General features: G+C 54.8%; 25 protein-coding genes. 7 read left to right on the forward strand and 18 right to left on the reverse strand.

The window, feature by feature from the left end; all coding sequences use genetic code 11:
- Positions 1–427: 427 nt before the first annotated feature.
- The 5 genes from HO274_RS06175 to HO274_RS06195 all read right to left on the reverse strand — a co-directional run bounded on the left by HO274_RS06175 (position 428) and on the right by HO274_RS06195 (position 5,413).
- Entirely contained in the window at positions 428–1,267 is an 840-nt protein-coding gene (locus tag HO274_RS06175) for a YihY family inner membrane protein (RefSeq protein WP_051862124.1), read from the reverse strand.
- Positions 1,268–1,285: 18 nt separating this feature from the next.
- Positions 1,286–1,579 carry a BrnA antitoxin family protein gene (locus HO274_RS06180; RefSeq protein ID WP_273122183.1) on the reverse strand — a complete coding sequence of 98 codons (294 nt, stop codon included), beginning with the start codon at positions 1,577–1,579 and terminating at the stop codon, positions 1,286–1,288.
- Positions 1,563–1,838 (reverse strand): BrnT family toxin, encoded by a 276-nt coding sequence (locus HO274_RS06185; RefSeq protein ID WP_273122185.1) that lies wholly within the window; start codon positions 1,836–1,838, stop codon positions 1,563–1,565. The genes HO274_RS06180 and HO274_RS06185 overlap by 17 nt, the downstream gene beginning before the upstream one ends.
- 91 nt (positions 1,839–1,929) lie before the next feature.
- On the reverse strand, positions 1,930–3,462 hold the full coding sequence (locus HO274_RS06190; protein WP_420537396.1) for a 2-isopropylmalate synthase: 1,533 nt from the start codon (positions 3,460–3,462) through the stop codon (positions 1,930–1,932).
- A gap of 238 nt (positions 3,463–3,700) precedes the next feature.
- Positions 3,701–5,413 carry a proline--tRNA ligase gene (locus HO274_RS06195; RefSeq protein WP_420537397.1) on the reverse strand — a complete coding sequence of 571 codons (1,713 nt, stop codon included), beginning with the start codon at positions 5,411–5,413 and terminating at the stop codon, positions 3,701–3,703.
- A 107-nt stretch (positions 5,414–5,520) separates the two neighbouring features.
- Here HO274_RS06195 and HO274_RS06200 point away from each other — a divergent pair, with 107 nt between their 5' ends.
- Entirely contained in the window at positions 5,521–6,378 is an 858-nt protein-coding gene (locus tag HO274_RS06200) for a protease-associated domain-containing protein (protein WP_273122190.1), read from the forward strand.
- Positions 6,379–6,552: 174 nt separating this feature from the next.
- Here HO274_RS06200 and HO274_RS06205 read toward each other — a convergent pair whose 3' ends face one another.
- Genes HO274_RS06205 through tnpA form a run of 3 tightly spaced genes read right to left on the reverse strand, consistent with a single transcriptional unit; the run spans position 6,553 to position 8,484 of the window.
- Positions 6,553–7,371: a hypothetical protein gene (locus tag HO274_RS06205; RefSeq protein ID WP_273122192.1), complete on the reverse strand. Its 819-nt coding sequence runs from the start codon at positions 7,369–7,371 to the stop codon at positions 6,553–6,555.
- Positions 7,271–8,080, reverse strand: a complete 810-nt coding sequence (locus HO274_RS06210; RefSeq protein ID WP_273122194.1) for a hypothetical protein — start codon at positions 8,078–8,080, stop codon at positions 7,271–7,273. The genes HO274_RS06205 and HO274_RS06210 overlap by 101 nt, the downstream gene beginning before the upstream one ends.
- Positions 8,077–8,484, reverse strand: coding sequence for an IS200/IS605 family transposase (gene tnpA / locus HO274_RS06215; protein ID WP_273119576.1), 408 nt, complete (start codon positions 8,482–8,484; stop codon positions 8,077–8,079). Before tnpA ends, HO274_RS06210 begins: the two co-directional genes overlap by 4 nt.
- 147 nt (positions 8,485–8,631) lie before the next feature.
- Between tnpA and HO274_RS06220 the strand changes: the two genes are divergently transcribed.
- The gene (locus HO274_RS06220; RefSeq protein ID WP_273122196.1) at positions 8,632–9,867 is read left to right on the forward strand and encodes an RNA-guided endonuclease InsQ/TnpB family protein; all 1,236 of its coding nucleotides are present in this window, start codon (positions 8,632–8,634) and stop codon (positions 9,865–9,867) included.
- Positions 9,868–10,123: 256 nt separating this feature from the next.
- Here the strand turns inward: HO274_RS06220 and HO274_RS06225 are convergent, their stop codons facing one another.
- The 3 genes from HO274_RS06225 to HO274_RS06235 all read right to left on the reverse strand — a co-directional run bounded on the left by HO274_RS06225 (position 10,124) and on the right by HO274_RS06235 (position 11,868).
- Positions 10,124–10,357 (reverse strand): type II toxin-antitoxin system Phd/YefM family antitoxin, encoded by a 234-nt coding sequence (locus tag HO274_RS06225; protein ID WP_273122197.1) that lies wholly within the window; start codon positions 10,355–10,357, stop codon positions 10,124–10,126.
- An 84-nt stretch (positions 10,358–10,441) separates the two neighbouring features.
- A complete protein-coding gene (locus HO274_RS06230; RefSeq protein WP_273122198.1) occupies positions 10,442–11,422 on the reverse strand; it encodes a 2Fe-2S iron-sulfur cluster-binding protein in 981 nt (326 codons plus the stop codon).
- An 83-nt stretch (positions 11,423–11,505) separates the two neighbouring features.
- Positions 11,506–11,868 carry a group I truncated hemoglobin gene (locus HO274_RS06235; RefSeq protein WP_273122200.1) on the reverse strand — a complete coding sequence of 121 codons (363 nt, stop codon included), beginning with the start codon at positions 11,866–11,868 and terminating at the stop codon, positions 11,506–11,508.
- Between the two features lie 240 nt (positions 11,869–12,108).
- Between HO274_RS06235 and HO274_RS06240 the strand changes: the two genes are divergently transcribed.
- The 5 genes from HO274_RS06240 to HO274_RS06260 are packed head-to-tail and all read left to right on the forward strand — an operon-like array spanning position 12,109 to position 18,807.
- Complete coding sequence (locus HO274_RS06240; RefSeq protein WP_273122202.1) at positions 12,109–14,010, forward strand: histidine kinase; 1,902 nt, start codon at positions 12,109–12,111, stop codon at positions 14,008–14,010.
- A gap of 7 nt (positions 14,011–14,017) precedes the next feature.
- Positions 14,018–14,680: a two-component system response regulator NarL gene (gene narL, locus HO274_RS06245; protein WP_273122204.1), complete on the forward strand. Its 663-nt coding sequence runs from the start codon at positions 14,018–14,020 to the stop codon at positions 14,678–14,680.
- Positions 14,681–14,690: 10 nt separating this feature from the next.
- Positions 14,691–16,253: an MFS transporter gene (locus tag HO274_RS06250; protein ID WP_273122206.1), complete on the forward strand. Its 1,563-nt coding sequence runs from the start codon at positions 14,691–14,693 to the stop codon at positions 16,251–16,253.
- Positions 16,250–17,659: an efflux transporter outer membrane subunit gene (locus HO274_RS06255; RefSeq protein ID WP_273122208.1), complete on the forward strand. Its 1,410-nt coding sequence runs from the start codon at positions 16,250–16,252 to the stop codon at positions 17,657–17,659. The genes HO274_RS06250 and HO274_RS06255 overlap by 4 nt, the downstream gene beginning before the upstream one ends.
- Positions 17,656–18,807, forward strand: a complete 1,152-nt coding sequence (locus HO274_RS06260) for an HlyD/EmrA/EmrK family protein (RefSeq protein WP_273122209.1) — start codon at positions 17,656–17,658, stop codon at positions 18,805–18,807. Before HO274_RS06255 ends, HO274_RS06260 begins: the two co-directional genes overlap by 4 nt.
- A 159-nt stretch (positions 18,808–18,966) precedes the next feature.
- Here HO274_RS06260 and HO274_RS06265 read toward each other — a convergent pair whose 3' ends face one another.
- The 7 genes from HO274_RS06265 to HO274_RS06290 form a co-directional block, all read right to left on the reverse strand.
- The gene (locus tag HO274_RS06265; protein WP_273122211.1) at positions 18,967–19,173 is read right to left on the reverse strand and encodes a DUF4926 domain-containing protein; all 207 of its coding nucleotides are present in this window, start codon (positions 19,171–19,173) and stop codon (positions 18,967–18,969) included.
- Complete coding sequence (locus HO274_RS13535; RefSeq protein ID WP_420537381.1) at positions 19,160–19,507, reverse strand: DUF6883 domain-containing protein; 348 nt, start codon at positions 19,505–19,507, stop codon at positions 19,160–19,162. The genes HO274_RS06265 and HO274_RS13535 overlap by 14 nt, the downstream gene beginning before the upstream one ends.
- A 177-nt stretch (positions 19,508–19,684) precedes the next feature.
- Positions 19,685–20,035 carry an HVO_A0114 family putative DNA-binding protein gene (locus HO274_RS06270; RefSeq protein WP_273122213.1) on the reverse strand — a complete coding sequence of 117 codons (351 nt, stop codon included), beginning with the start codon at positions 20,033–20,035 and terminating at the stop codon, positions 19,685–19,687.
- On the reverse strand, positions 20,016–20,312 hold the full coding sequence (locus tag HO274_RS06275; RefSeq protein ID WP_273122214.1) for a toxin-antitoxin system TumE family protein: 297 nt from the start codon (positions 20,310–20,312) through the stop codon (positions 20,016–20,018). Before HO274_RS06275 ends, HO274_RS06270 begins: the two co-directional genes overlap by 20 nt.
- 284 nt (positions 20,313–20,596) lie before the next feature.
- Positions 20,597–21,448 (reverse strand): hypothetical protein, encoded by an 852-nt coding sequence (locus HO274_RS06280; protein WP_273122215.1) that lies wholly within the window; start codon positions 21,446–21,448, stop codon positions 20,597–20,599.
- A 67-nt stretch (positions 21,449–21,515) separates the two neighbouring features.
- Positions 21,516–22,730, reverse strand: coding sequence for an RICIN domain-containing protein (locus tag HO274_RS06285; protein WP_031597905.1), 1,215 nt, complete (start codon positions 22,728–22,730; stop codon positions 21,516–21,518).
- A gap of 240 nt (positions 22,731–22,970) precedes the next feature.
- A complete protein-coding gene (locus HO274_RS06290; RefSeq protein WP_273122216.1) occupies positions 22,971–23,966 on the reverse strand; it encodes a LuxR C-terminal-related transcriptional regulator in 996 nt (331 codons plus the stop codon).
- Positions 23,967–23,970 lie beyond the last annotated feature (4 nt).

Consider the following 23,970-nt stretch of genomic DNA (forward strand, 5'->3'; position numbering starts at 1 on the left):
GTTTTCTGTCGATGATATCCCGAATCCAGTATAAGAAACCCTAAGTATTTTTTATCTGGATCATAAGAAATGTTTAACATTCAGGATTCATCGTCCCATAACCGTAGTATGACGCAACTTTATCGCGTTGCACAACTCCGATACGCTTCAACAAACAAAAGAGCCGGGATTTCCCGGCTCTTTGTGTTCTTTCGGCTCCCCTCACCGGGGTACGGAGGCAAAGGTCATTTATGCCATACTGAATTGTCCAGCATAAAAATGAGAATGGCCGGTCCTACGATTCCAATGATTTCCATCCATGTAACGCTCATCGCAACCCCCTCGTCTCGTTGTCTGCGCTCTGATGGTACCGCTCCCCTGAGCATGTCCGGCGCATGGTTGAAAGATAAGGGAGATACAATGATTTGTTTTTGATTTAAATCAATTTTTATCCATTCTCTACAGCCTTTGCAGAGAATCCCGAACCCCAATGAGGCAAGCAGGCAGTCAGCACGGCAGAAAACAGGATCACGGCCCAGGATAGGTGAATCCACGCCAGAAAAATGGGTAGGGCAGCAAAAGCCCCGTAGATCAGGGTATAACTGGAGAGGTGGGCCACAAACCAGGTAAAACTGCTTTTCATTATTTCAAACAACAAAGCCCCCAATACGCCGCCAAAGAGGGCATGTCGACGCCGCACCGGATGATCGGGTACCTGGTAGAACGCCAGTGCCAATCCTGCCGCCATAACCAGAAAAGACAGCCACTTGAGAACCAGATGAGTCAGGTGTGCGCCCTTCCCTGCCCAACCGACGGACATCTGCACCAGAAGCGTCATTCCCCATAGCCCCAACCCAAACAGCAGGGGCCCCAGAAGGATCAACACACCATAAATTGCCAGGCGGGTATGCAAAGGACGACGGGGCGCTGTCCCCCAAATGGCGTTGAAAGTATGATCCACCGTCAGAATCAGCGAAAACACCGTCCCCATCAGCATGCCCAGTCCCAGGTAAGTCAATTGGGCAGCATGCCTGGTGAACTGGGTCGCATAAACCGTCACCAAACGGGCCGCCACATCAGGCAGCAGATTGGCCAGCAGAAACCCCCGCATGACCTTCCCAAAATGCCCAAACTCGGGGAAAAGGGAATAAATGTCGATACTGAAGGTAATCAGCGGCACGAGCGCGAAGAGCGTGGTGGTGGTGAGGCTGGATGCCGACTGCATGCAGCGGTCCCGCTGAAACTTGCGCCCCACCATGAGCATGAACTGCCACAGTACCCGTCCCATGATCCTCACACCAGGAGCCTAGGCCACGTTAAGTTCCTGCCGTATGGTTTCTCTCACGACATCCGCCAGAGTTTGCCCGGCAGCAACCTGCTTCAAGGCTTCATTAATCAGAGTTTGATAATTTCCACCCGTCATTTCCGCCCTGACTCTGAATACGGCCAGCACGTCATTATCGACGCGCATGGTAATCCGGGTTTTCCCGCCCGACTCTGCCTGAAGCTTCGCCAGAGCCGGAATGTCCGATGCCGGCTTTGCATCAGAAAAATCCACGTCCGAGTACTTCTCATGCATCGTGTCAGAACTGTTCTTCATATCGTTTCCTTTGCCGTTGATTTGCCTTCCATGTCGAAATCAAGCGGATGGAATCGCCTCGTTGTGTCCATACCGCAATGAGGATTCTGTCTTTCGCTCCCATTCCCAAGGATATGAAGCGCTGCTCTCCCTGTGCGTCCCGGTCTTCTTTCGTGAGGACGTAAGGATCGAGCAATACAGACTTGGCCTCGTCGAATGTCACCCCCTCATGATTGATCGGGTTGGACACAACTTTCCTCTGGTCGAACTCGATTTTCATGTGTTAAATAGTACATACAAATATGCATACGGTCAACCCGACTTCTTTGATACAGCAAGTCAAAAAAGAAACAGGGCCCGCCCCATGATCCTCATACTTGCGGGTTGACCCGTTCCGTATGCGCTTGCAATTTGTTCAAGGCATTCAGATAAGCCCGCGCAGAGGCCACCACGATGTCCGTGTCCGCCCCCAACCCATTGACGATGCGCCCACCCAAAGCCAACCGAACGGTCACTTCGCCCTGGGATTCGGTGCCACTGGTAATGTTGTTGACCGAATAGAGTTGCAACTCGGCACCACTTTGCGCCACCCGCTCAATGGCCTTGAAGGAAGCATCCACCGGGCCGCTCCCTTCCGCTTCCGTGGTCTGTTCGTCTCCTCCCAAGGTCAAAACCAGGCGCGCACGGGGAGATTCACCCGTTTCACTGTGAGCCATCAGTGAAACCAGTGCATAGTGATCGTTCTGGCCTTCTCCGATTTCTTCTCCCACCAAGGCCTGAAGGTCTTCATCAAAAATCTCATGTTTCTTGTCAGCCAGTACCTTGAAACGCTGGAAGGCAGCATTGAGAGCGACTTCCGAGTCCAGCACGATGCCCAACTCCTGCAAGCGGGTACGAAATGCGTTGCGTCCCGAATGTTTGCCCAGCACCAACTTGTTGGCCTTCCAACCCACCTCTTCGGCACTCATGATTTCATAGGTTTCCCGATGCTTGAGGACTCCGTCCTGATGAATCCCGGATTCGTGCGCAAAAGCATTGGCCCCCACCACAGCCTTGTTGGGCTGCACCGGAAAACCCGTGATGGTGGACACCAGACGGCTGGCTGCCACGATCTGGGTGGTATCGATACGCGTGGTCAGGCCGAATACATCCCGACGGGTACGCAACGCCATGACGATCTCTTCCAGTGCGGCATTCCCGGCACGCTCTCCCAATCCATTGATCGTGCATTCCACTTGCCGGGCTCCCGCCAGCACGGCGGCCAATGAATTGGCAACAGCCAAACCGAGATCATTGTGGCAATGCACCGAGAAAACAGCCTGATCGGCATTGGGAATGCGGTTCATCAAATCGGCAATGAGTGCCCCATACTGAAAAGGAATGGCATAGCCCACGGTATCCGGGATATTGATGGTGCGGGCCCCCGCCCGGATCGTGGCCTCGATCACCCGACACAGAAAATCCGGTTCGGAACGGACCGCATCCTCACAAGAAAATTCCACATCGTCGGTGAACTGGCGGGCCAATGTCACAGCCGACACCGCATGCCCAAGCACCTGCTCCGGCGTCATGCGCAATTTGCGCTCCATATGCAGAGGGGAAGTGGCGATAAAGGTATGAATGCGTTTTGACGAGGCAGAGGCCAAAGCTTCAGCCGCACTTCGGATATCCTTTTCCTGGGCACGGGCCAACCCGCAGATGGTGCTTTCCCGAATCGCACTGGCCACGGCCTTGACCGCTTCAAAGTCGCCGGGACTGGCGGCAGGAAAACCCGCCTCGATCACATCCACACGCAAACGTTCCAACTGGCGGGCAATGCGAACCTTCTCTTCACGGGTCATGGAAGCGCCGGGGCTTTGTTCGCCATCGCGCAAGGTTGTATCAAAAATTTTTACAGTATTCATGGTCTCGTCCTTGAAAGTCCAGAGACTTTCATTCATGGCGGAGAACCCCTCGGGGGAGGGGGAGCGGTACACAGCGATGGGAAAAGAAGGGTTTTAGCGCGCAAGGCGCAGCAGCAGGAGGGATCCCGTGCAGAAAAGAAGAGCGAAAGTGAAATTTGAGTTCATGGAGTGATTCTACGAAAAAGTCAGAACCCATGTCAAGGACTATCCGATCCAGAACAATACTCTCGTGAACCCCTTATCTCTTGTCAACCTGCGCGGCCACCAGCGCAACGATGGTTTCAGGAGAGACTAGGCGGGCACTGGTTTCGAGCCGCCCCTGAATTTCCACATGACCATTTTTCAGGTTGCGTTCGCCGACCACGATGCGCCAGGGGATTCCCATCAATTCCTGGTCGGCGAGCATTACACCCAGGCGTTCGTCGCGGTCATCAAAGAGCACTTCCACCCCCTGCGCCAGCAAGTCGGTGTAGAGGCGTTCTGCCATCTCCCGTACCAGGGGGCTCTTGTTCGGCCCCAGGGCAATCAGGCTGATCTGGAAAGGGGCCAGCGCCGGGGGGAAACAAATCCCGCGTGCATCATGGTGTTGTTCAATGGCTGCCGCCACGATGCGGCTGACCCCAATGCCATAGCACCCCATTTCCACCACCCGGGAGCGACCTTCTTCGTCCAGATAGTGGACTCCCATGGCCTCGCTGTACCGGGCCCCCAACTGAAAAACATGTCCGACTTCGATGCCTCGTGCCAATTCCAGGTAGCCCTGGCCATCGGGGGAAGGGTCGCCGGCGACCACGTTACGCAGGTCCACCACCCGCTCCGGTTCGGGCAAATCCCGGCCAAAATTGACCTGGACGAGGTGGGCATCGGGCTGGTTGGCACCACAGGCAAAATCGGCCAGCACAGGCACGGCCCGATCCACCCATAGGGTGATGCCGGGGGGTAGGCCGACGGGACCGACAAAACCTTTGACGGGGCCCAGCCATTGGGTGATTTCAGGATCTGAAGCCAAACGGAACGAGCCCAGGAGTTTTTCGGTTTTGACTTCGTTGAGGATATGGTCCCCCCGCAGGAGCAACAGGTGCGGTTGTTGGTCATCATCCATCACCAGCAGGGATTTCACGACCTGGTGGAGAGGCACATTCAGGGTCTTCGCCACGGCTTCGCAGGTCGTGATGCCCGGCGTGGACACCGTGATCAGGGGAGCTGAGGGAGCCGGACGGGAAGTGGTGGGGGCCAGCGCCTCGGCCAATTCCACGTTGGCCGCATAATCGGAATGAGGGCAGAAGGCCAGGGCATCTTCACCGGAATCCGCCAGGACATGGAACTCCTGGGAAGCATACCCCCCAATGGCCCCGGTGTCGGCAGAGACCGCGCGAAATTTCAGGCCCAGGCGAGTGAAGATCCGTTGATAGGTTTGAACCATGAGGGCATAGGTGGATTCCAGGCTGGCGCGGTCGGTGTGGAAGGAATAGGCATCCTTCATGATGAATTCGCGGGCACGCATGACTCCGAAGCGGGGGCGAATTTCGTCGCGAAACTTGGTTTGAATCTGGTAGAAATTCACGGGAAGTTGGCGATAACTGCGAATCTCCCGGCGTGCAATGTCACTGATGACTTCTTCGTGAGTGGGGCCGAAACAGAAATCCCGTTCGTGCCGATCTTTCATTTTCAGCATTTGGGGGCCAAACTTGTCCCAGCGTCCCGTCTCCTGCCATAACTCGGCGGGGATGATGACGGGCATCAATACTTCCTGGGCTCCGCTCCGGTTCATTTCTTCCCGCACCACTGCCTCCACCCGGCGCAACACGCGCAACCCCAAGGGCATCCAGGTGTAGAGTCCGCTACCCAGACGACGGATGAGACCCGCTCGCAGCATCAGTTGGTGACTGATCAGTTCGGCTTCGGCAGGGGCTTCTTTGAGGGTGGGGATGAACAGTTGGCTGGCGCGCATGACAGGATGTTCCGGCAAATAGGAAAAATTGGTACTCATTCTAACGCAGTTGGGGGGCAATCCGTGCGCCATAATGACCCAGACACGACCGGCGGGAGGGCTAAACGATGCGTCTGGCAGCGACGATACAGTGGGTATTCATGCTCGTCATGGCAGGTTGCGCTGAAACGCCAGTGCCCGTGGCAGAGGTGCCTGATCGCGGTGAGGAAATTCGCTGGCTCCGCGCTTGTGCGCATAAAATGCCGGAAACTCTGTATCTGACGGTGGATCAATTGCGGGGAACCGGGCAGATGACCTGGATCGTCCACCATAAGACGCTGTCCGTGAAATTGAACGATGAGTTGGTGGTGTCCTGCCGACAGCCCCAGGGAGAACATACGTTGGTGGATTCACCCTGGCTGTTTGCGGGATATGGACGATGGATCCCGGCCTTGGGCATTGATGATTTCGGCCCTCAGGACCTGACGGGCAAAACGGTTATCCTGATGGCCGGGAATTCCCGTTTGCCCGACGATGTCATGGTGGACTCGGAGCAAGCCCTGGCTTCAGCAGGTCAATATCTGGACCTGAAAGAGGAGGACCGGATCGATCATGCCCTGGCCCGGGGGGCGGCTCTGGTGCTGGTGGTGACCGGGCCGGAACAATTTACACGGCATCAACGTTTCCCGGAACTCGTGCTGCACCTCCCGGAATCCGCTCGATCTATTCCGCGTGGCGGGATGGTGGGCTGGACCACGTCCCAGATATGGGGGCAGTGGCTGAAAAAGGCCGGAGAACATCCTGAGTCCCTTGTCCTGCAGGCACGGCGCCTGGATTTTCAGCCGGTGCCCTTGCCCTTGCAGACGGCAGGAGTCCTGTCCTGCAGGGCGCAATCCGTGGAAATGGAAATCCCGGCTTCCCTGGCAACCTCGATTGCATCAATGCAGGGAGGAGACACTCCCTCTTTGATTCTTTCGACGCCATGAGGCGGGGCTAGGTTTTGATGCCTCGACTGGCGTAGACACTCATAAGTTTGGCCGCATGCAAGAGGCCATCGTCCAGAGTGTAGAGAATCTTTGCGCCGTTGTTATCGTCCTCTCCGTAAAACTTCGGCGTTGACGCCGGAGATATAAGGAGAAAGTTCCTAAACCTCCCCATGCCTAAAGGCAGGGGGTTCTAAGGGCGAATCCACCGGGGTCTCCTGGCTCTCGCGTCGCCGCTACAGCATCCAGGCCATGACCGATGGCAAACCCTCTATCACAAACGACCTGCTCTAACGGTGTTGCCACCGTGATTTTGCCCGAAGGCTCGATCTTCGCAGGTTCGGAACGCAGCCACCCCGTTTGCAGCAGCACAGGTTTCTGAGCCGCCCACATCGTTTCGATATGGGATGGGTGGTGCGTGTTGCTTATTACGCAGCGTGCGAGGAATGCGGAATACACATCCCGTTGCACGACTCCCGACCCGTCACCCAGCACATGCCACCGCTGACTGAGCGGCTTCTTTGTGAAAACTCCGGTGGTGTGGTCGTACTGCGACATTTTCAGCGACCAGGTGTGCAAATCAATCAACTTGCCGCCAGCACTTTCAGCCTTGCGACGCAATTGTTCGACGAACATTCCGGGTGCTCTGACTTTCACGCTCTTGCCATAATTCTTCTGGAAGGCGATATAAGACAGGGTTTCGGACTGGACAACATTACCCAGCCCGAGAATCTGGTTGGCAAGTTCACCATGGGCGCGTTTGCGTTCGGCGGCCAGTTTGCGTTCTACTTCCGCATACTCAGTGCGGATTGCCGTGTAACGTTTCGATGGTGTGAACTTCTGGCCTTTTTTCCACGTCCCGTTAGCGTTAAAACAATGAGGGTTCGTGGCTCGCTTAGACCTGTCCATGGCACGTTGCAAGCGGCGGGTTTCTTTCCATGGCTGAACCACGGTGTCGCAGAATTTCACCAGCGATGCGGAGTTGTCGCCGACCACAGCAACCGTGCTCGGACCGATGTCCAGACCAACGATTTCGCCACAAGCCTGCTCGTGCTTTGCCGGGGCGATGCCTTCCCTGCATGAGTTGCACAAACCAGCGGCGTGAGCCGGAAACAACGCGCCACAGCACGCGGCAATACTTTGTCTTATTGGTGAGCGCTTGGTGCAAATACGGGTCTTGTGTTTTGGAGGGTAGCAAGGCCGGTAGCGTGAGGTCGCCAAACTCGATACAGCCCGTTTCAGGCTTCCAGATGATGTTGGCCGCATTGGTGGTTGCCTCAAGCGAATGCAGGGGGCGGGAAGCACCTTTAAAACGTGGGCGACCGCGTTTACCAAAGGCGTATTGCTGCACGGCTGCGAACACCTGCTCCGCGATGCGCTGGGTTACGTTAGAACCAAGCCGGTCTTTCCATCCCGCTTCATTTTTGCAGATACGGGCAAAGGTGATGATGGCCGCAGGCGTGAACCCTGCTTCTTTCGAGAGCCGCTTAAACTCGTCGGAGCGCAATTTCTTGTCGGCGATGGTGCGGGTGTGCTGCCAGTCTTTCGACTGTTTCAGCAAACCATGGCGGCGAAGTGCTTCGCCTAAAGTGGCGTTGTACAAACGCCTACCCGCCTCCATGCGCCCGATCAGTATCCGGTCTTCACCGGGTTTCACAACCAGGGGAATGCTGAGAACAAAGGTGGGCGTGGCGGTGCGTTTCATTTGTGCTTTTGCTGCTCGATATATTGTTTAACCACTTCAAGCGGTGCGCCGCCAATCGTCGATACAAAGTAACTATTCGTCCACAAGGTCGGGAGGCGGGACTTTACCCACTTAAACTCTTCACGTATCAATTTGGATGACCTGCCCTTCATCAACTTAATCAGCCGGTGTATTCCGAACTGGGGGTCAACCTCTACCAGTAAATGTACATGATCCGGCATAACCTCAAGTTCCAATATTTCACATTTATACTCAGTAGCAACGTCTTGTATAATTTCTTTCAGACGAACGTCAACGCCCTTCACTAAAACCGAACGCCGATACTTCGGACACCATATAACATGGTACTTGCAAGAGTAAACTACGTTCAGGTTGCTCTTGTATTTTATAGTGTAATCGTTCATGTACTAATTATACAGATGCTAGATATATAATGCAAGACAAATCTTAAGTCAAAACCAACTTCCCGCTTTCCTCCCCATGGCTAAAGCGAGGGGATTCTCGCGGAGATGGGTTGACTTACACCTTAAATTAACCGTATAATGACGGTCATGGTAATTCAACGCGCCTATCGTTACCGATTTTACCCGACGCCTGACCAGGCCGATCAGCTTGCGCGGTCGTTTGGTTGTGCGCGATGGATCTACAATTGGGGCTTGAAGGAGAGGTCGGCTGCCTTCTACAACAACGGTCAGCGCGTGTACTACAAGGATTTGGCGGCGCGCCTCAAGGGTCTGAAACAGGACCCTGAAACATCATGGTTGAGTGAAGTGTCGTCGGTCGTCCTGCAACAATCGCTTCGTCACCTGGATACGGCTTTCACAAAATTCTTCAAGAAGGAATCGGACTATCCCACGTTCAAGTCTCGCCGGGACAACCAGTCGTGTTCGTACATGTCAAACGCCTTTGCTTTTCGTGAAGGAAAGTTGACGCTGGCCAAGCATGAGGCTCCTTTGGATATTTGCTGGAGTCGTTCGTTTCCCAAAGGGGCGACGCCTTCTTCGGTTACTGTCACAAGGACTACGGGGGGCAAATTCTATATTTCACTCCTGACCGAAGAAGATGTTTCTCCTTTGCCGAAGGTGAAGGGCGAGGTAGGCGTTGATCTGAACACTTCCGAGATTGTCTGTTCAAACGGAAAGCGCTATGCAACCCCGCTCAAACTACAGGTATTGGAGCAACGCAAGCGCCGTTACCAACGCGCTTGCCGCCGAAAGGTTGCAGCGGCCAAAGTGTCGATGGGATTGAGCCGGAATGCGAAATTGTCCAAGGGCGTAAAGTTGCCCGTTTCCAATAAGTTACGCAAAGCCTACTGGAAAGTGGGTCGCGTCACTGAACATGCCGCCAACGTCCGCAAGGACTGGCAGCATAAACTCACCACCTCCATCGTTCGCGAGAACCAAACGATTGCGATGGAATCCCTGTATGTCCGTGGCATGACGGCTAGTGCAGTCGGGCGCGCTGACAAGCCCGGATCGAATGTCAAGGCCAAGTCAGGCCTGAACCGTTCGGTCCTGAATGCGGGATTTGGTGAGATTGCCCGACAACTGGAATATAAGGCTGTCTGGGCCGGTCGAACGGTTGTCAAGATCGATCGTTGGTACCCGAGTTCGAAGCGGTGTTCGAGTTGCGGATACGTCCTCAAGAGTCTTTCGCTTTCGACACGTCAATGGGTTTGTCCAGATTGCGGACAAAGCCATGATCGGGATCTGAATGCCAGTATCAACATCCTGATGGCTGGGAAAGCGATATTGGCCGGTGCAGACGGCTTGAGGATTCACGAATGAACAAAACCGGAGGATTTCCGGGGTTAGCCTGTGGAGCGAGCAAGGATGTGAAACGGCGTAGCCGTATCGGCAGACCTCTCGCGTTGAAGCAGGAAACATCTCTCGCAAGGGATATGCGGCTGATCTTCGTAGATCAGAAATCCCTACCCTTTCCGTGCTTGCACGGCAGCCTCAAGGCTGAGGGCGGGGAGGATGTCAAGTGCGATAGCCAAGTGCAGCGCATCGCCCGCCCGCAACTTGGTGTCGAAGTGCAGCATCAAAGCCCCTCGTCGCGCATTTCACGCAGCAACTCAGCGCTGGATTTGCGCCAGCGTGGCATGCGACTGCGAAACTCGACGAGAGATTTGACGGCGTGCTTGGGCTTTTCGACCGGGGAGATACGCGCTACAGGTTGTCCGCGGCGTGTGATCACCATTCCCTCCCCCGCTTCCACCTGATCGAGGAGATGACTTAGATGGGCCTTGGCTTCTGCTAACGTAACGGTACTCATATGCCTCTCCAGTTGGTCATCATATTGGTCACATGGTAGCGCAAGATCAACGTGAAGTAAATTATGGCCGAACGGTTCAACCTTTCAGGTGCCCGAAGGCAGGAAAGGATCCGCATGAATTTCCGCCATGGACGCCCCGCCCAAAAAAATCTTGAGGCGCGCATCCTTGACCATATCCGGGTGACCACAAAGAAAAACACGGTGGTGCGCAAACACACGGTGATCACTCACGGCGGCTTCGAGCACAGTGCCCACCCGGGCATTCAACGCCAGGGCTTCCGGGCTGGCACGATCCACGCAGGGAACATAATGGAAGTTGGGGAACTGACCGGCCAGGCGCTGCAAGGCAGCCTGATGATAGAGTCCTTCCACCGTAAAACTGCCGTGGTAGAGCCAGATCGGCCCACGATGGCCCTGGGCCAGGGCATCGCGCACAATCCCGTAAAGAGGCGCCAGACCAGAACCCGTTCCGAGCAGCAACAAGGTCTGTTCTTCCTGACCAGGCGTATAAAAACACTGACCCAGTGAATCCCCAATTTCGACTTGCGCACCTACCCGGAGTTGATCGTGTACCCAGGCGCTGACCCGTCCCTCCGGAATCCGGCGAATATGCAGTTCCAGCCAGTCATCAAGGGTGGGGACGCTGGCCAGAGAATAGCAGCGTGACAGATCCGCCTGACGATACAAACGCAGATATTGCCCGGCCCGATAGTCCAGGGGACGCTCCGGTTTCAGGCGCAGTGCCACGATCTCCTGATTCAAGGATTCCACGGCGAGGACGTGAGCCCTCTGGCGCAATCCCTCCGCATCAGCCAGCGCCACCGTCAGATCCGAAGAAGGACGAGCCCGGCAAGCCAGGAAATACCCCTGTGCCACCAAAGCGGGTTTCAAACCCTCCTGAGCTCCGGCGGGCACCTCTCCCTCCAGACAACGCATCAGACAGGATTGACAAACGCCGACCCGACAGCCCGAAGGAATCTCCACCCCGTGTTCGGCCAGACTTTCCAGCACTGTCCGGGGTGCCTCATACACAAAATCCTGACCCTGAAACCGAAGGATCGTCATGCTCGCCTCGCATAAAAAAGCCCCATGGAAAGCCGTTTCCACGGGGACAAGGAACTCACTGACCGGAATGGGAAGAGAAAAACTTACTTCCCCAGCACATCGTTGCGCGTGGTTTCAGCCACCGCCGCCACTTGTGCGATCAAGGCATCGGATACCCCCAATTCCTTGAGGGTGGCGCCCAGATCCTCCACCACGGCATCAAAATGGCTGTCGTTCAATCCTTGAGCCACCAGATGGGCGTGCCCCCGGCGCATATCCGCGCCCGTGTAATTGTTGGGCCCCCCAAACGCCATAGTCAAGAAAGCCTTTTGTTTGGCCGACTGTTTTTCCATGTCCACACCGCTGAAGAAACGGTTGATGCGCTCATCCTGCAGAACCTTGCGGTAAAAAATATCCACGGCCGCATTCACCGCAGCCTCGCCACCCAGTTGTTGGTATAAACTCATGATCGATCCTCACTTCTGTCGTTTGTCGTTCGTTAAAGAAAACTCCAAGGTCACCCTGCGCAGGGCTCCCGTGACTACGTGACCATATTCGCAGAAATGGCACCAGGACGCATGACAATGATTGGGTAGTCAACGAAAAAGTTCTACCCCCTAAGAGGTATTCCCTGTCTTGGAAATAAACCGGAAAATGGTGGACGATCATTTGGTTGGAATGACCTTTACAATGCGTTAAAATTGCCCATGAACCTGTTTTCCCGTTCCTTGTCCTTTCTTCCCGCGCGCCCCTGGAGCCTTCCGGGTTTACGCCGTCGGATAGGACGGATTTTGGGCTTGAGATCGTTGCGCCAACGCCTGGCGCTTTCCTTGGCCTTACTTTTCTTTCTGGTTCTGCTCGGGGTCCTCAGTGCCTGGCGCATGACGATCCACAGCAGCGGGGAAGCACGCCTCCTCAATCACACTGCCGCGTTACGCATGCTGGTCTGGCACCTGGAGGTGGCACATCTCACGGGCAACCGCAAAACTCAGGAAGAGGACCTGAGGGAATGCGATAGTCGACTCAAGACCTTGCCCCGTCTGGTGGAGGATGGATTTCTTCCCGCCGACAGTCCATGGCCCATCTTGCTGCTTCAGACATGGCCAGACCTGCGTGCCCACCTCGAGGCCCCCCCTGATCCGGTCAACCAGCGCTGGTTGGTACAGGCACTGCCGGCCTTCACCACCCTGATCGATCAAGTGGCCCACGGACTGGAACAGGATCTGGAATCCCGCATCCAGACCCTGCGCTGGGTCCAGGGCGCCCTCTTATTGGGCGCATTACTGCTAATCCTGTCCATCATCCTCCATCTCCAGCGGGATTTCTTCATTCCCCTCAAAGTCCTTTTGCGTTCTGCCCAAGCCGTCCAGAATGGACAGTTTTCGGCGCGCATCTCGCCCCAACCCAACAACGAATTGGGCGAAGTCGGCAATGCGTTCAATGCCATGGTGGAAAGACTGTCGGTGTTGTATGAAGGGCTCGAACAGCGAGTCGCAGAAAAAACCCGTGAACTGCAACATAGCAACCATCTTCTGCAACTGCTCTATCGCACGGCGACCCGCCTGACCGAACAGGATCTGACCCAGGAAATCCTCCTGGAAATGCTCGTGGATGTGGAGCGTGCCCTGGATTTGGGACCGGGCATCGTCTGCGTGCGCCGCGAGGAAGATAGTCGCGCTTACCCCCTCGCCACCACCTTACCCGAAATCGAGCGGGCTGCACTGTGTGAATCCCTGGGCTGTTCCATCTGTTTTGGTGCCGGTCGCCCCCCAACGGCCATCAGCGAACATCACGTGGGTGAGATACATTTGGTCAGCATTCCTCTGACAGGCGGCGGACAATGGCAGGGTGTCATGCCTTTCCAGATCCTTGCAGGAAATACCCTGCAGACCTGGCAGGCCCAGATTCTGCAGACCCTGGCGGGTCATGTCGCCACGGCCCTGGCCAATGCGCGACGCACCGAAGAGCGCCATCGTTTGGCCGTGTACGAGGAACGGGCCGTCATCGCCCGTGAACTCCACGATTCCCTGGCCCAGTCACTTTCCTACCTGAAAATTCAGGTTTCGCTCCTGCAAACCCGTCTGGAACCAAAGGCTGCGCCCGAACTGCAGGCCACCGTGGAGGAACTCAAGACGGGCCTCAACAGTGCCTACCGGGAATTACGCGAACTTCTGACCACGTTCCGTCTCACGCCGGGTCAAACACCCTTCACCGAAGAGTTGACCAGTGTCGTACAAGAAGCCAGACGGCGGTGCGGTTTCGATATCCTGCTGGAACAGCGCATGAACAATCTGGAATTGGGTGCCAACGAAGAAATTCATTTGATGCGCCTGATCCGCGAGGCCCTCGTCAATATTGAACGGCACGCCAAAGCCACCTGGGCACGGGTTACCCTGGAAACCAACAGTTTGCGCCAAGTGGAACTCTGTATCGAAGACAATGGTCAGGGATGGCCAGCAACGCCCCCTTCCGGAGGACATTTTGGCCTGACAATCATGCGTGAACGCGCCGCTTTCCTGAAAGGCGTGTTGAACTTCGATACTCGCCCTGCCGGCGGCGCGCGCATTACGTTGACTTTCATTGCCCTCACCCCTTACGCCGCTCATTGAGGTTCTCTTGCCCCCGCCCCTTCCTCCCCACGATATTCGCGTTCTGGTCATCGATGACCACCCCTTGTTCCGCCGCGGCGTCCTTCAGTTACTGGCCAGCACCCCTCATTTCAAAACCGTGGGTGAAGCCGATACCGGCGATGAGGGCATTGCCCTGGCCTTGGCACTAAAGCCAGATCTGATCTTGCTGGATCTCAACATGAAGAAGGGACTGGACGGCATCGCCACACTCCAGCACCTGCAAGGAACCGAGTTGGACGCCAAAATCGTCATTCTCACGGTATCTGACGACCCTCAGGACTTGGTGACCGCCATTCGGGCAGGTGCCGAGGGATACCTGCTGAAGGATACGGACCCTGAACAGATGATCGGACACTTGAATGAAGTCATGTTCGGCCGTACCGTCATCAGCGATACGTTGACTCATTGCCTGGCCGTTGCCCTGCGTGACGACTCGATGAAAACGTTACGCCAGCCTTCCGCCCTGACCGAGCGGGAAGACAACATCGTCCGCTGTTTGGCACAGGGCCTGTCCAACAAGTTGATCGCCCGCGAATTGGGCATCATGGAAAGCACGGTCAAAGTCCATATTCGCAACCTTCTCAAGAAACTCAACTTCCATTCACGCCTCGAAGCGGCAGTCTGGGCTGTTACTCAGGGACAACGCTAGAACCTTCTTCATGTTCAAAATTGCCGGCTATTCCCGTTTCCTTACCCCCACCCAGTTCGTCCTGTTCAACTTTACCCTGGGCATCGGACATTTCCTGGTTCTTCTCAATGCGGGCGCATATTTGCCCATGCTGCCCTATGTCACCGGCTCGATGGATGAAGGATTGCCCTATGTGGTATGGGGACAGAGTGACTACTTCACCGCACTGGGATGCGCTTTCCTCATCGCGCGCCCCCTGATGAAACGGTTTGGCCCCAAGGTCACCGTCATTGCGTCCTTTCTCCTGTTTTCCTTTGCCAGCCTGGGCGCCCTGTTCGTCGTTCATAACCTGATCCTGTTCACCAGTTTCCGGGTCGTTCAGGGATTTGCCGCCGGGTTGAGCGTCATTCCCTCTTTTTTTCTGCTCCTGGAATATTACAAGACCGAACACCAGCACACCGCCACCTCCCTTTGGGGATTGGCGGTGTTCATTCCCTTTTCCATCGGCCCTGCCCTGGGCGGATGGATCGCTTACGTACTGGGGGATTGGCGCCTCCTGTTCTTCGCCTCCTTCCTGATTTCTCTCCTGATCGCCGGAATCCTCTGGGGACTGCTGGCCGACTGGGAAGATGTGTTCGACCGGTCCTACCCTATTTTCGACCAGAGTCTGACCTTTGGACTGTTTTTCGCTTCCGTTCTAATGTTGCAGGAGTTTTTTGATGTCGGTCTGTTGAGTGATCTTTCCAGCCGTTTTCGGGAATTATGGGGGATGCTGTGCCTCACGCTCATCGGTTTTGCCTGGTTCCAGATTCGAAATGCCCGCAGCAAAACGCCTCTGATCTCCTTTGCTCTTTTTTCACACCGCAACTTTGGCGCAGGCACCCTTCTGTTCTGTCTCTCCTTCATGCTCCTGCAGGGAGGCATCATCCAATACATCATCCGTTTCCAGTTGGTGGAAGGCTATACCGCCTGGCATGTGGGGCTATTGTTTCTGCCCTTGTTCATTTTTTCCAAACCCTTCAGCCTACTGACCCAGAATCGCATCCAGAATGGCTGGGACCCAAGAATCCCGGCCAGCCTGTCCCTTTTGGCCATCGCCTTGAACTTCTGGTGGATTTCCAGTTATCTGCGCCCGGCAACCTGGGAATTACTGCTCCTCCCCCAACTTTTCCTGGGCGCCGCGATTGGCCCCTTCTTTTCCTCCATGACGACCCTCGCCTTGGGCCATGTGCCGAAGAACCAACAGTTAAACGCCCTCGATCTACTCAATGGAGCAAGAAACATGGGTGCCGGTTTGGCCGTCACCTTCTCGGATATCGGCTGGGATCGACTGCAAGCCCATCAATGGAATCTTTTCACCACCCCGGATCCTTCCAATTCCCTGCGTTTTTTGTCGTTTTCGCCCATCGAACCCCACCGTATACATACCGAACTGGAAAGAGTAGCGGGCCTTTTGACCTTCAATGACTTTTTTCAGTTACTGGCGTGGGGTGGCGCACTCTCTTCCTGTCTCGTCTGGTTCCTGACGCCTCCCCGGACGCACCTCCCCGATCCTGACCTGATCATTCTCGAAAATCTTGGAGAAGAGCCATGAGACGTCTATCGTTTCTACTTGCCTTTTCGTTGGTGGGTTGCGTACCCGCCGTTAGCCCAAGCGTCCCCATTCTGGGCGGGGTGTCCGCCCCCAGTACGCTCACAAAAGCCAATGCTGCCGTGCAACCCAGGGAAAATGTCGCGCTTCCGGACAAATGGTGGGAATCCTTCCACAACCCTGCGCTCGACCGGTTGGTGGAGCAAGCGCTGGCTCATAATCCCGGATTGGATGAAGCGCGCAATCGCCTCCTCGAAGCCCAGGCTCAGGTATTCAAATCCAAGTCGTTGCTTTACCCCCACGTCAATTCCGGGGGTGCCCTCATCCATACACGCATCTCGCGTAACGGTCCCACCGAACCGTACAGCGGGGTCACGGCCAATCTTGCGACCCTGTTTCCTCTCATGGTCAACTACGACCTGGATTTATGGGGGCGGGATGACGCCCTGATCCAGGCTTCCGAGGCCTCGGAAGAAATCACCCGGGCCAAGTACAGGGAAAGCGCCTTGATGCTGAGTTCTGCCGTCATCAAAACCTATTTCGCCTTGCACAGCGCCAAAGAACTGGTCGAAGGACAAACCCGCATCGTCCAGTTGAACGAAGAAAGGATGAAACTTCTCGACACTTCGTTTCAAACAGGCATCGGACCCAAACCTCCCGTGCTGACCAGTCAGACCCAATGGCATGAAGCCCGGAATGAATTGGAAAAGTTGCAACGTCAACTTTCCTCCCTGAATTATGCGTTATATGAACTGATCGGAAAAAGCCCGGAAGACACGCTGATGCCAACCGCCTCATCGTTGCCAGATCAGTTCCCTCTTCCGGCCCGAGTGGATTTGAATCTCGTGTCCCAACGCCCGGACGTGCAAGCCGCCCTATGGAACATCAAACGTAGCGAACATCTGGAAAAAGTGGCGCGAACTGCCTTTTATCCCAATATCAATCTGGTTGGTTTGATGGGGTTCAACAGTATTGGTATTTCCGATCTGGTAACCCCGGCCGGAGGAACCTATGCCTACGGCCCGGCCTTTGACCTGCCCATCTTTGAGGGGGGTGCTCTGGAAGGACAACTGCACGCGATGGAAGCGGCCCGAAACAGTGCCATCGATGCCTACAATCATGCCCTGCTCGTGGCGGTACGCGAAATTGCCGATGGCCTGTCCACCATGAAGCATCGCCGTGAACGTCTTGAAGAGATTTCCGCTGCCGTCACTGCCGGGACCGCAGAAACAGAACTCGATCAGGAAAAATTTGGGGCGGGAATTTCGGGGAAATTACCCTATCTCGATGCTTTGATCCGTTTGGAGAGTGAACAAATGAAAAAAACCGAAGAGAGTCTGGATTGGCTGAACAGTATCACGGATACAGCCACGGCCCTTGGGGGAGGATTTGGAGGGTGGGCATCATGAAAACGGGGCCGGTCAAACACGCCAGAATCCGTCACCATCGACTGCGCGGCGTAGGAATACTCAGCGGCATCACCCTGTTCTCTCTGCTGTCTTACTGGTACCTGTTTTTGCGTCCCGTGGTGGAAAGCGATGATGCCTATGTCACCGGCAACATCATTCCGGTGCAGGCTCTGACCCCCGGCATCGTTTCCGATGTTCTGGTGGAGGATACCCTGCCGGTTCATCGGGGACAGTTACTGATCAAGGAAGAACACAATCTGTCCCAACTCCGTTTGCTGAAGGCTGAATCAACCTTGGCACAAGCCGTTCGTTCCACCAGCGGCTTGTTTCATCAGGTCGACATGGAACGGGCCGAACTCGCTGCTTTGCAAGCCAAACAAGAACGCCTGACCCATGATCTCGCCCGCTACCGCAGCGCCGAGCCTTCGGGGGCCGTTTCCGCCCAACTGGTTTCAGACACGCAGGATGAACTGGATGAATTAAACAGGACTCTCGACAAGGCTGCGGCCCGGTTACACCAGGCCCAGGCTCTGGTAACAGGCACCTCGAGGCTGAATAACCCTTTCGTAGCCAAAGCCAAAGCCGAGTTCATGGAAGCCCATATCGAGAATCAACGCGCCAATATCTACTCCCCTGTGGAGGGTTACATCAGTAATCGACAGGTTCAGGCCGGTGAGCAGATCCAAACCGGACAGAAACTCATGGCAATCGTTCCGCTGGATGACCTGTGGGTCACCGCCAATATCAAAGAAACCAGACTGGCCGATGTAAGAACCGGAGAAACCGTCGAGATCGTCTCCCATACCTACGGCAAGGAACACGCCTATCACGGGAAAGTCCTCGGTCTGGACCCTTCGGGAGGCAGCACTTTCAGCCTTTTCCCCGCCAATAATGCAACGGGCAACTATATCCACATCGTGGAACGGATTCCTGTCCGAATCAGTCTATCCAGATCCGAACTGGCCGATCATCCCTTGCGCCCCGGTATGTCGGTCAAGGTTAAAATCGACACGAGCCACCATGATGAATTTCAAACGCTGGTCAGCAAGGTCGTCCTCACGGATCCCAGTTATGCCACCGCGCTTTATGAAAAAGAGGTAGACATTGCCCAAGAAGCCGCCGATAAAATCATTCGAGGAAATCTGTAACCCAGTGTGTGCTTCACGAAGCGATGGTTAGTCCTAGGAGATGGGAGGTTTGAGGTCACAACTTCTAAACTTCGCCAGAACTTCAAGACGCTCTCGAAATTCGGCGTCACTCAGGAATCCATCCCTGAATGTCCAGAGTTGGTTGATACCAGCCAGTCGTTAGGCGGCCATTGCCGGAGCATGGCGAAGCTCCATAAGCTTGCCGACAGAAATGGGTTCGACGGCATACGCTACGCCGTTAAGGTCAGCGAATTCGACCAGCACGACTTCATCGCTCAACTCATCCACAATAGTGCCAACCTGTCCTTTGGCGAGGTGCGCTGCCGGAACATCTTCTAGTGTCGCAACGACATCAAGTAGTTTCATTGCATTCTCCGATTACAAAGCATGTAACAAGTTTAGCCATTTCGTCCGTGCATAGCCATCCCGTCCTGACCTTCGCACACCGATGCCCGCGAACAACCTCCATGTCGACACGGTAGATTGCCCCCCAATTCGTATCGTTCTGCAACAGCGCGCCAGATTTCCAAAGTCTAGACAAAATTGTGTTAGCCAACCATTCCCCGTCTGCTGCCGTAACTCCCAGTGCCGAGAGGAACACGCGAGCCTTGTGCCTCCCCTCTGGATGGGTGGAATTCAGCACGTAGCCTGTCAGTTTCGTGACATCAATACTGGCCCTTTCGATGTTTGGCAGCAACATTCCTATCCAGTTCTTGGCAAACGCTTCTGTCCAGTCAAATCCTCATCCAGCCAGTACGTTCTCATCCTTCAATCTCCGTGAAACGCAAAGAGGTAGACACTGCCCAGGAAGCCGCCGATAAAATCATTCGAGGAAATCTGTAACCCAGTGTGGTTTCACTCTTGGAACGCAGCGATGCTATGCGGCCTGCAATAGAAACTCAACTTTTACAGCCTCAAATGGAAAGACAATGCGACCATCCTCTGTGCGGTCGAGCACCCCGGCGTTAAGCAGTGCAGTAATGTCGCCATGTACGGCTTTTACGTCGCGCCCAGCGCGGCGGGCGGCTTCGCGAATGGACACTGGCCCCGCACCGCAGAATACCTTGAGCAGTTCCCATCGTTTTTCAGTGAGTACCCGCCAAAGCAGCTCAGGAGTAGCAAAGCTGATGCGCGTATTTTTTTTCTGAGGCTTTCCTGTTTCCCAGGCGTGCGTAAAATCCGCCATTGAATCGGCGGGGGCACGTACATCAAGAGTTACGGTTTTCATGGTTCCACCTCGCGATGTCATGTTGAAAGTCGGCAATCAATTGCTCTGGCGTAGAGAATATATAAGGGCTTTCCTTTCCATCGAAGTGCCGGTGATCTCCTTTTCCGACCTCGTTGTCGTAGCGCAGAACGCATTCTCTGTGAACGACAAACGCAAGCCTGTACTTGTATTGATGCGGCGACCCTTCAACTGCCTTCGGGAGCCGCCACAGCACCAACTCGGCGAAAGCTGATTCGGAGTAGATGATGCGTGTGCGAACGAGTTCAGCGGCCTTCATGTTGGAGATGATGCCAACAATGTTGGATGTTGTCAATGACTCCAACGTTCATATGCGAACACAAGGGGCCGAACGTGTAAGGTAACCGGCGCCGAAGCGCGCAACGCTGAGGGAACCCCAACGGCTTTGCAGTTGGGGTATCCGGCCCACCCGAGTTCGACACTTTTTTGCGTAACCGAAACCTTGCAGGGTGACGAATGCGCATAGCGCGCCATCAATCAAATGTAAGATTTCTCGACAGTCCGCAGCGGGCGACCGCCCCCTGCACCTCCGCAAGAGTCAAATCACCCGAAGCGCCGATGCCGCCGCAGTCCTGCCATCAATCCCAGCAACCCGATGCCAAACAGGAGCCGGGCAGAAGGTTCAGAAACGGCGACTACGGGTGTTCCGCTGTAGGTCGCTCCGCTTGCCGAAGTAAAGGTGACACCAGGAGGAGCAAGGACGGTGATGCTGGGGTCCACGAATGCGGAGTCACCTGCCGAATTACCGGGAATTGAACCTGTGAGAGCATCGACCTGCGCAAAAAAGTTCAAATATGGAACTTGATTCGAATATGGATCCTGGGCCATCGCAACTGCAACGGATAATATCTTTGAACTGCTGCCGGCTTTATTGTAGGAAAATAATGTATACGCCCCCCCGTAGGCATCGCCATACGGAGTCGCGCTCAGAAGCGCAAATATGCCTGCGTTGTTTCCTTTGGATTCGCTTCCACTCAGAATCCAGTTAATGGCGAGATCAAGAGTAATCAAGGTAGGGGTAGTGGGTAAGTTCTTGAATATCAATGTATCAGATATGTATGCCCCGCCATTTGCAATTGTTCCATCGCAATTAGATTTTGAGCAGGGAGAATTTGCTTCGGCATAAGCACTTAACGAATTGCCTGTAGTATCGGCAGTGGCACCAGCTGCTCCCACCTGGTTTGAAATCGTTCCTGTACTGATTTGCTGTTTTCCCTGTTTGTCAAAACTCCCATAAACCCCCTTCGGAAATCCGTTGCTGCCCATTATGCTACCTTCTGATACCCCACCAGCCGCAGTATAATAGTCGATGGTCGCAAAGGCCTCCTGCTCCGAAGCGAGAAGGATACTCAGTCCTGACAGAATAAGGACCATGGAATATCTGATGTATTTCATGTCATCTCCTTTTCGAAGGCTACCTTGGTTGCCGGGGATCAATCTTGGCCCCCGGCTATCCCACAACTCAGAAAACCGAGACGATTACTTTTGCAGCCGCGGAAATTGTCGACTGGTTCGCTGCAGCCCAATTCAAGATCTCACCCGGGACGGTGTACTGTGGATCGTAGAAATTGACAACAGCCACCGAAAACACCTCACACATCTTCCCGGAGGGAACGGTGGCAGACCAAGGGTTCTCGTTGGTCTGCCCGCCTTCGACACCGAAGGGCCCGGCCGGGAAGGTATCGAGCAAATTACCGAAAGTGTCATACAGACAAACCACCGTAGCCCCATGGAAGCCTGTCAATGGCCCCCAGATACTGGTATCCCAAACTTTTGTGTTCGCGGTCAAGTTTCCGGCTTGGTCGATTGTGACCGTAGTATCCATGAAACCATTGCCGGTCTTTCCTATTTGAGTTTGGCCGCTGTCTGCGGTCAAGGGCCATATGGCTGCAGAGCAGAGCGCCAATTCCACTGCGTTGGATGTGAGGCCATTGCTATTTGTAACGCTCACGGAAGCGGTCGTGCCAGGCGTTACCTGATAGACTGAGTGTCCTTTAACCGGAACGGGAAAACTGATCTGCGTGTCGCTCCAATGTTGGATAGTAAACGGGGCCACATCCCCTGGTTGTCCCCAGTTCACTTCGTTGTTGGAAAAAAGCACGTAACCGATCCCCTGTTGGGGTCCGAAATTTTGCCCGTTAAGAACAATGAGGTTTCCCGGACTTGCCTTCGCTGGATTTATGGAGTCAATGACCGGGGCCTGCGGGGCTACGGAGACAGGGGCACCAGAAACTATTTTCCAGAGTTGGTCGTCGTACCCGCTCTGCTTCTGTGGCCAGGAAACCAGACCCGCCCCAGGCGCCGTGGACATCCCCGCAACGCTGATGACATTCCCGTTCAGTTTGGTCTTGATGAAAAAGTACCCCGAACCCAAAGGATCTGGAACAAATTGCCAGAGTTGGTCGTCGTACCCGCTCTGCTTCTGCGGCCAGGAAACCAGACCCGCCCCAGACGCCGTGGACATCCCCGCAATGCTGATCGCGTTCCCGTCAAGCAAGGTTTCGATGAAAAAGTAGCCGGAACCCGCAGGATCCGGGGTATACCCCCAGAGTTGGTCATTATTCCCGGTCGCTTTCTGTGGCCAGGAAAGCAAAGCCGTCCCAGGCGCCGTGGACATCCCCGCAATGCTGATCGCGTCCCCGCTGAGTTTGTTCATGAGAAAGAAATAACTGGCCATGGTAACTCTCCTTTTTAACTCAAGTTTCGAAGTTCAAAACACCACGCAGATTCGAAATTGAAGTGCAATTTTTCAAGGTGTGAACTCGTCTTTTATGTGTAGGGATTCTATGTCTTTGACAGGATGGACAACAATTAGACGAAAGGTGGGTCTTGGGGGGCAAGTTTTACGGGATGAGATCATTTTTCCGGACAGCAAGAGAGCGTCCTGGAGATCCATGGGCAAAGAGAGCGTTTCAGGCTATGAATCGGAAAGGATTCTTGAGATCAGTTCGCTCCGGCGACGGACCTTGACCTTCTCGAAAATATTTCGCAGGTGCTCCTTGACGGTTTGTTCCGACACCGACAAGGCCACGGCAATTTCCCGATTCGATGCGCCCCGGATGACTTTCAGAACGATTTCAGCCTGACGATCGGTAAAATCCCACCGGCACAGCCGCTGGAATAATGTCTCCGTAAAGGGCAGGGGCTCGAAAAGAAGAATACGCTCCGATCCCTGATTGCTGCTTGTCGTCTGAATTCGGTAACGGCCTTTGGGTGATTCGAGGATTGAGGCCCCCGACTCTGTAAAACGATTGGGGATAACACGGTCCAGGTGCTCGAGGGAAATTTTTCGAGCGGCCTCGTTCATCGTGACCCCTCCGTCCACCAGCATTCTCACAACGCCGGTTTCGGAAGAAAACCCTCCGGCATTGAGTCGCTCAAGCAGTTGGAGACAGTTGATCGCCCGGGCCATGTGCGGCACCAGATAGTTGAGGATCTGAACTTCCCGGTCGGAAAAATCCCGGTCCATTTTTTGGCGGTGAAGACAGAAAGCGCCCACGTGATCGCCCTGGGCTCCCATGATCACGCCGAGTTCGTAAAAACAGGGGGTCAACGGAAGAAAATCCCGCCCATATTCCGTATCCTGCAGACGGTAGGCGGGAACAAAGTCAGTAATCCGGGCCGACTCGTTTGTATGCCGGATCCACCCGGTCAGGGTGAAAGGATGAACGGCCGCATAGTGGTTTGTGAATTCCGATAATGCCTTTGGAGGGATGGCTACAGAAAAATGGCCATCCGGACGGAACAGACCGGAGGCCTCCATCGCAATAAAGATTGCACTTGAGAAGGGCACCAGTTTTCCGAGTTCTTCGATCACCGCACGGATGATCGTCTCTTGGTCCGGAAGGGTATAAAGTTGATTGATGAGAGTCAGGAGAGACCGGTAATCTTTGGCGGAAATATACGTTCGCATCCTT

This window comes from Ferrovum myxofaciens, assembly GCF_013181415.1.
GTDB classification, from domain to species: Bacteria; Pseudomonadota; Gammaproteobacteria; order Burkholderiales; family Ferrovaceae; genus Ferrovum; species Ferrovum myxofaciens.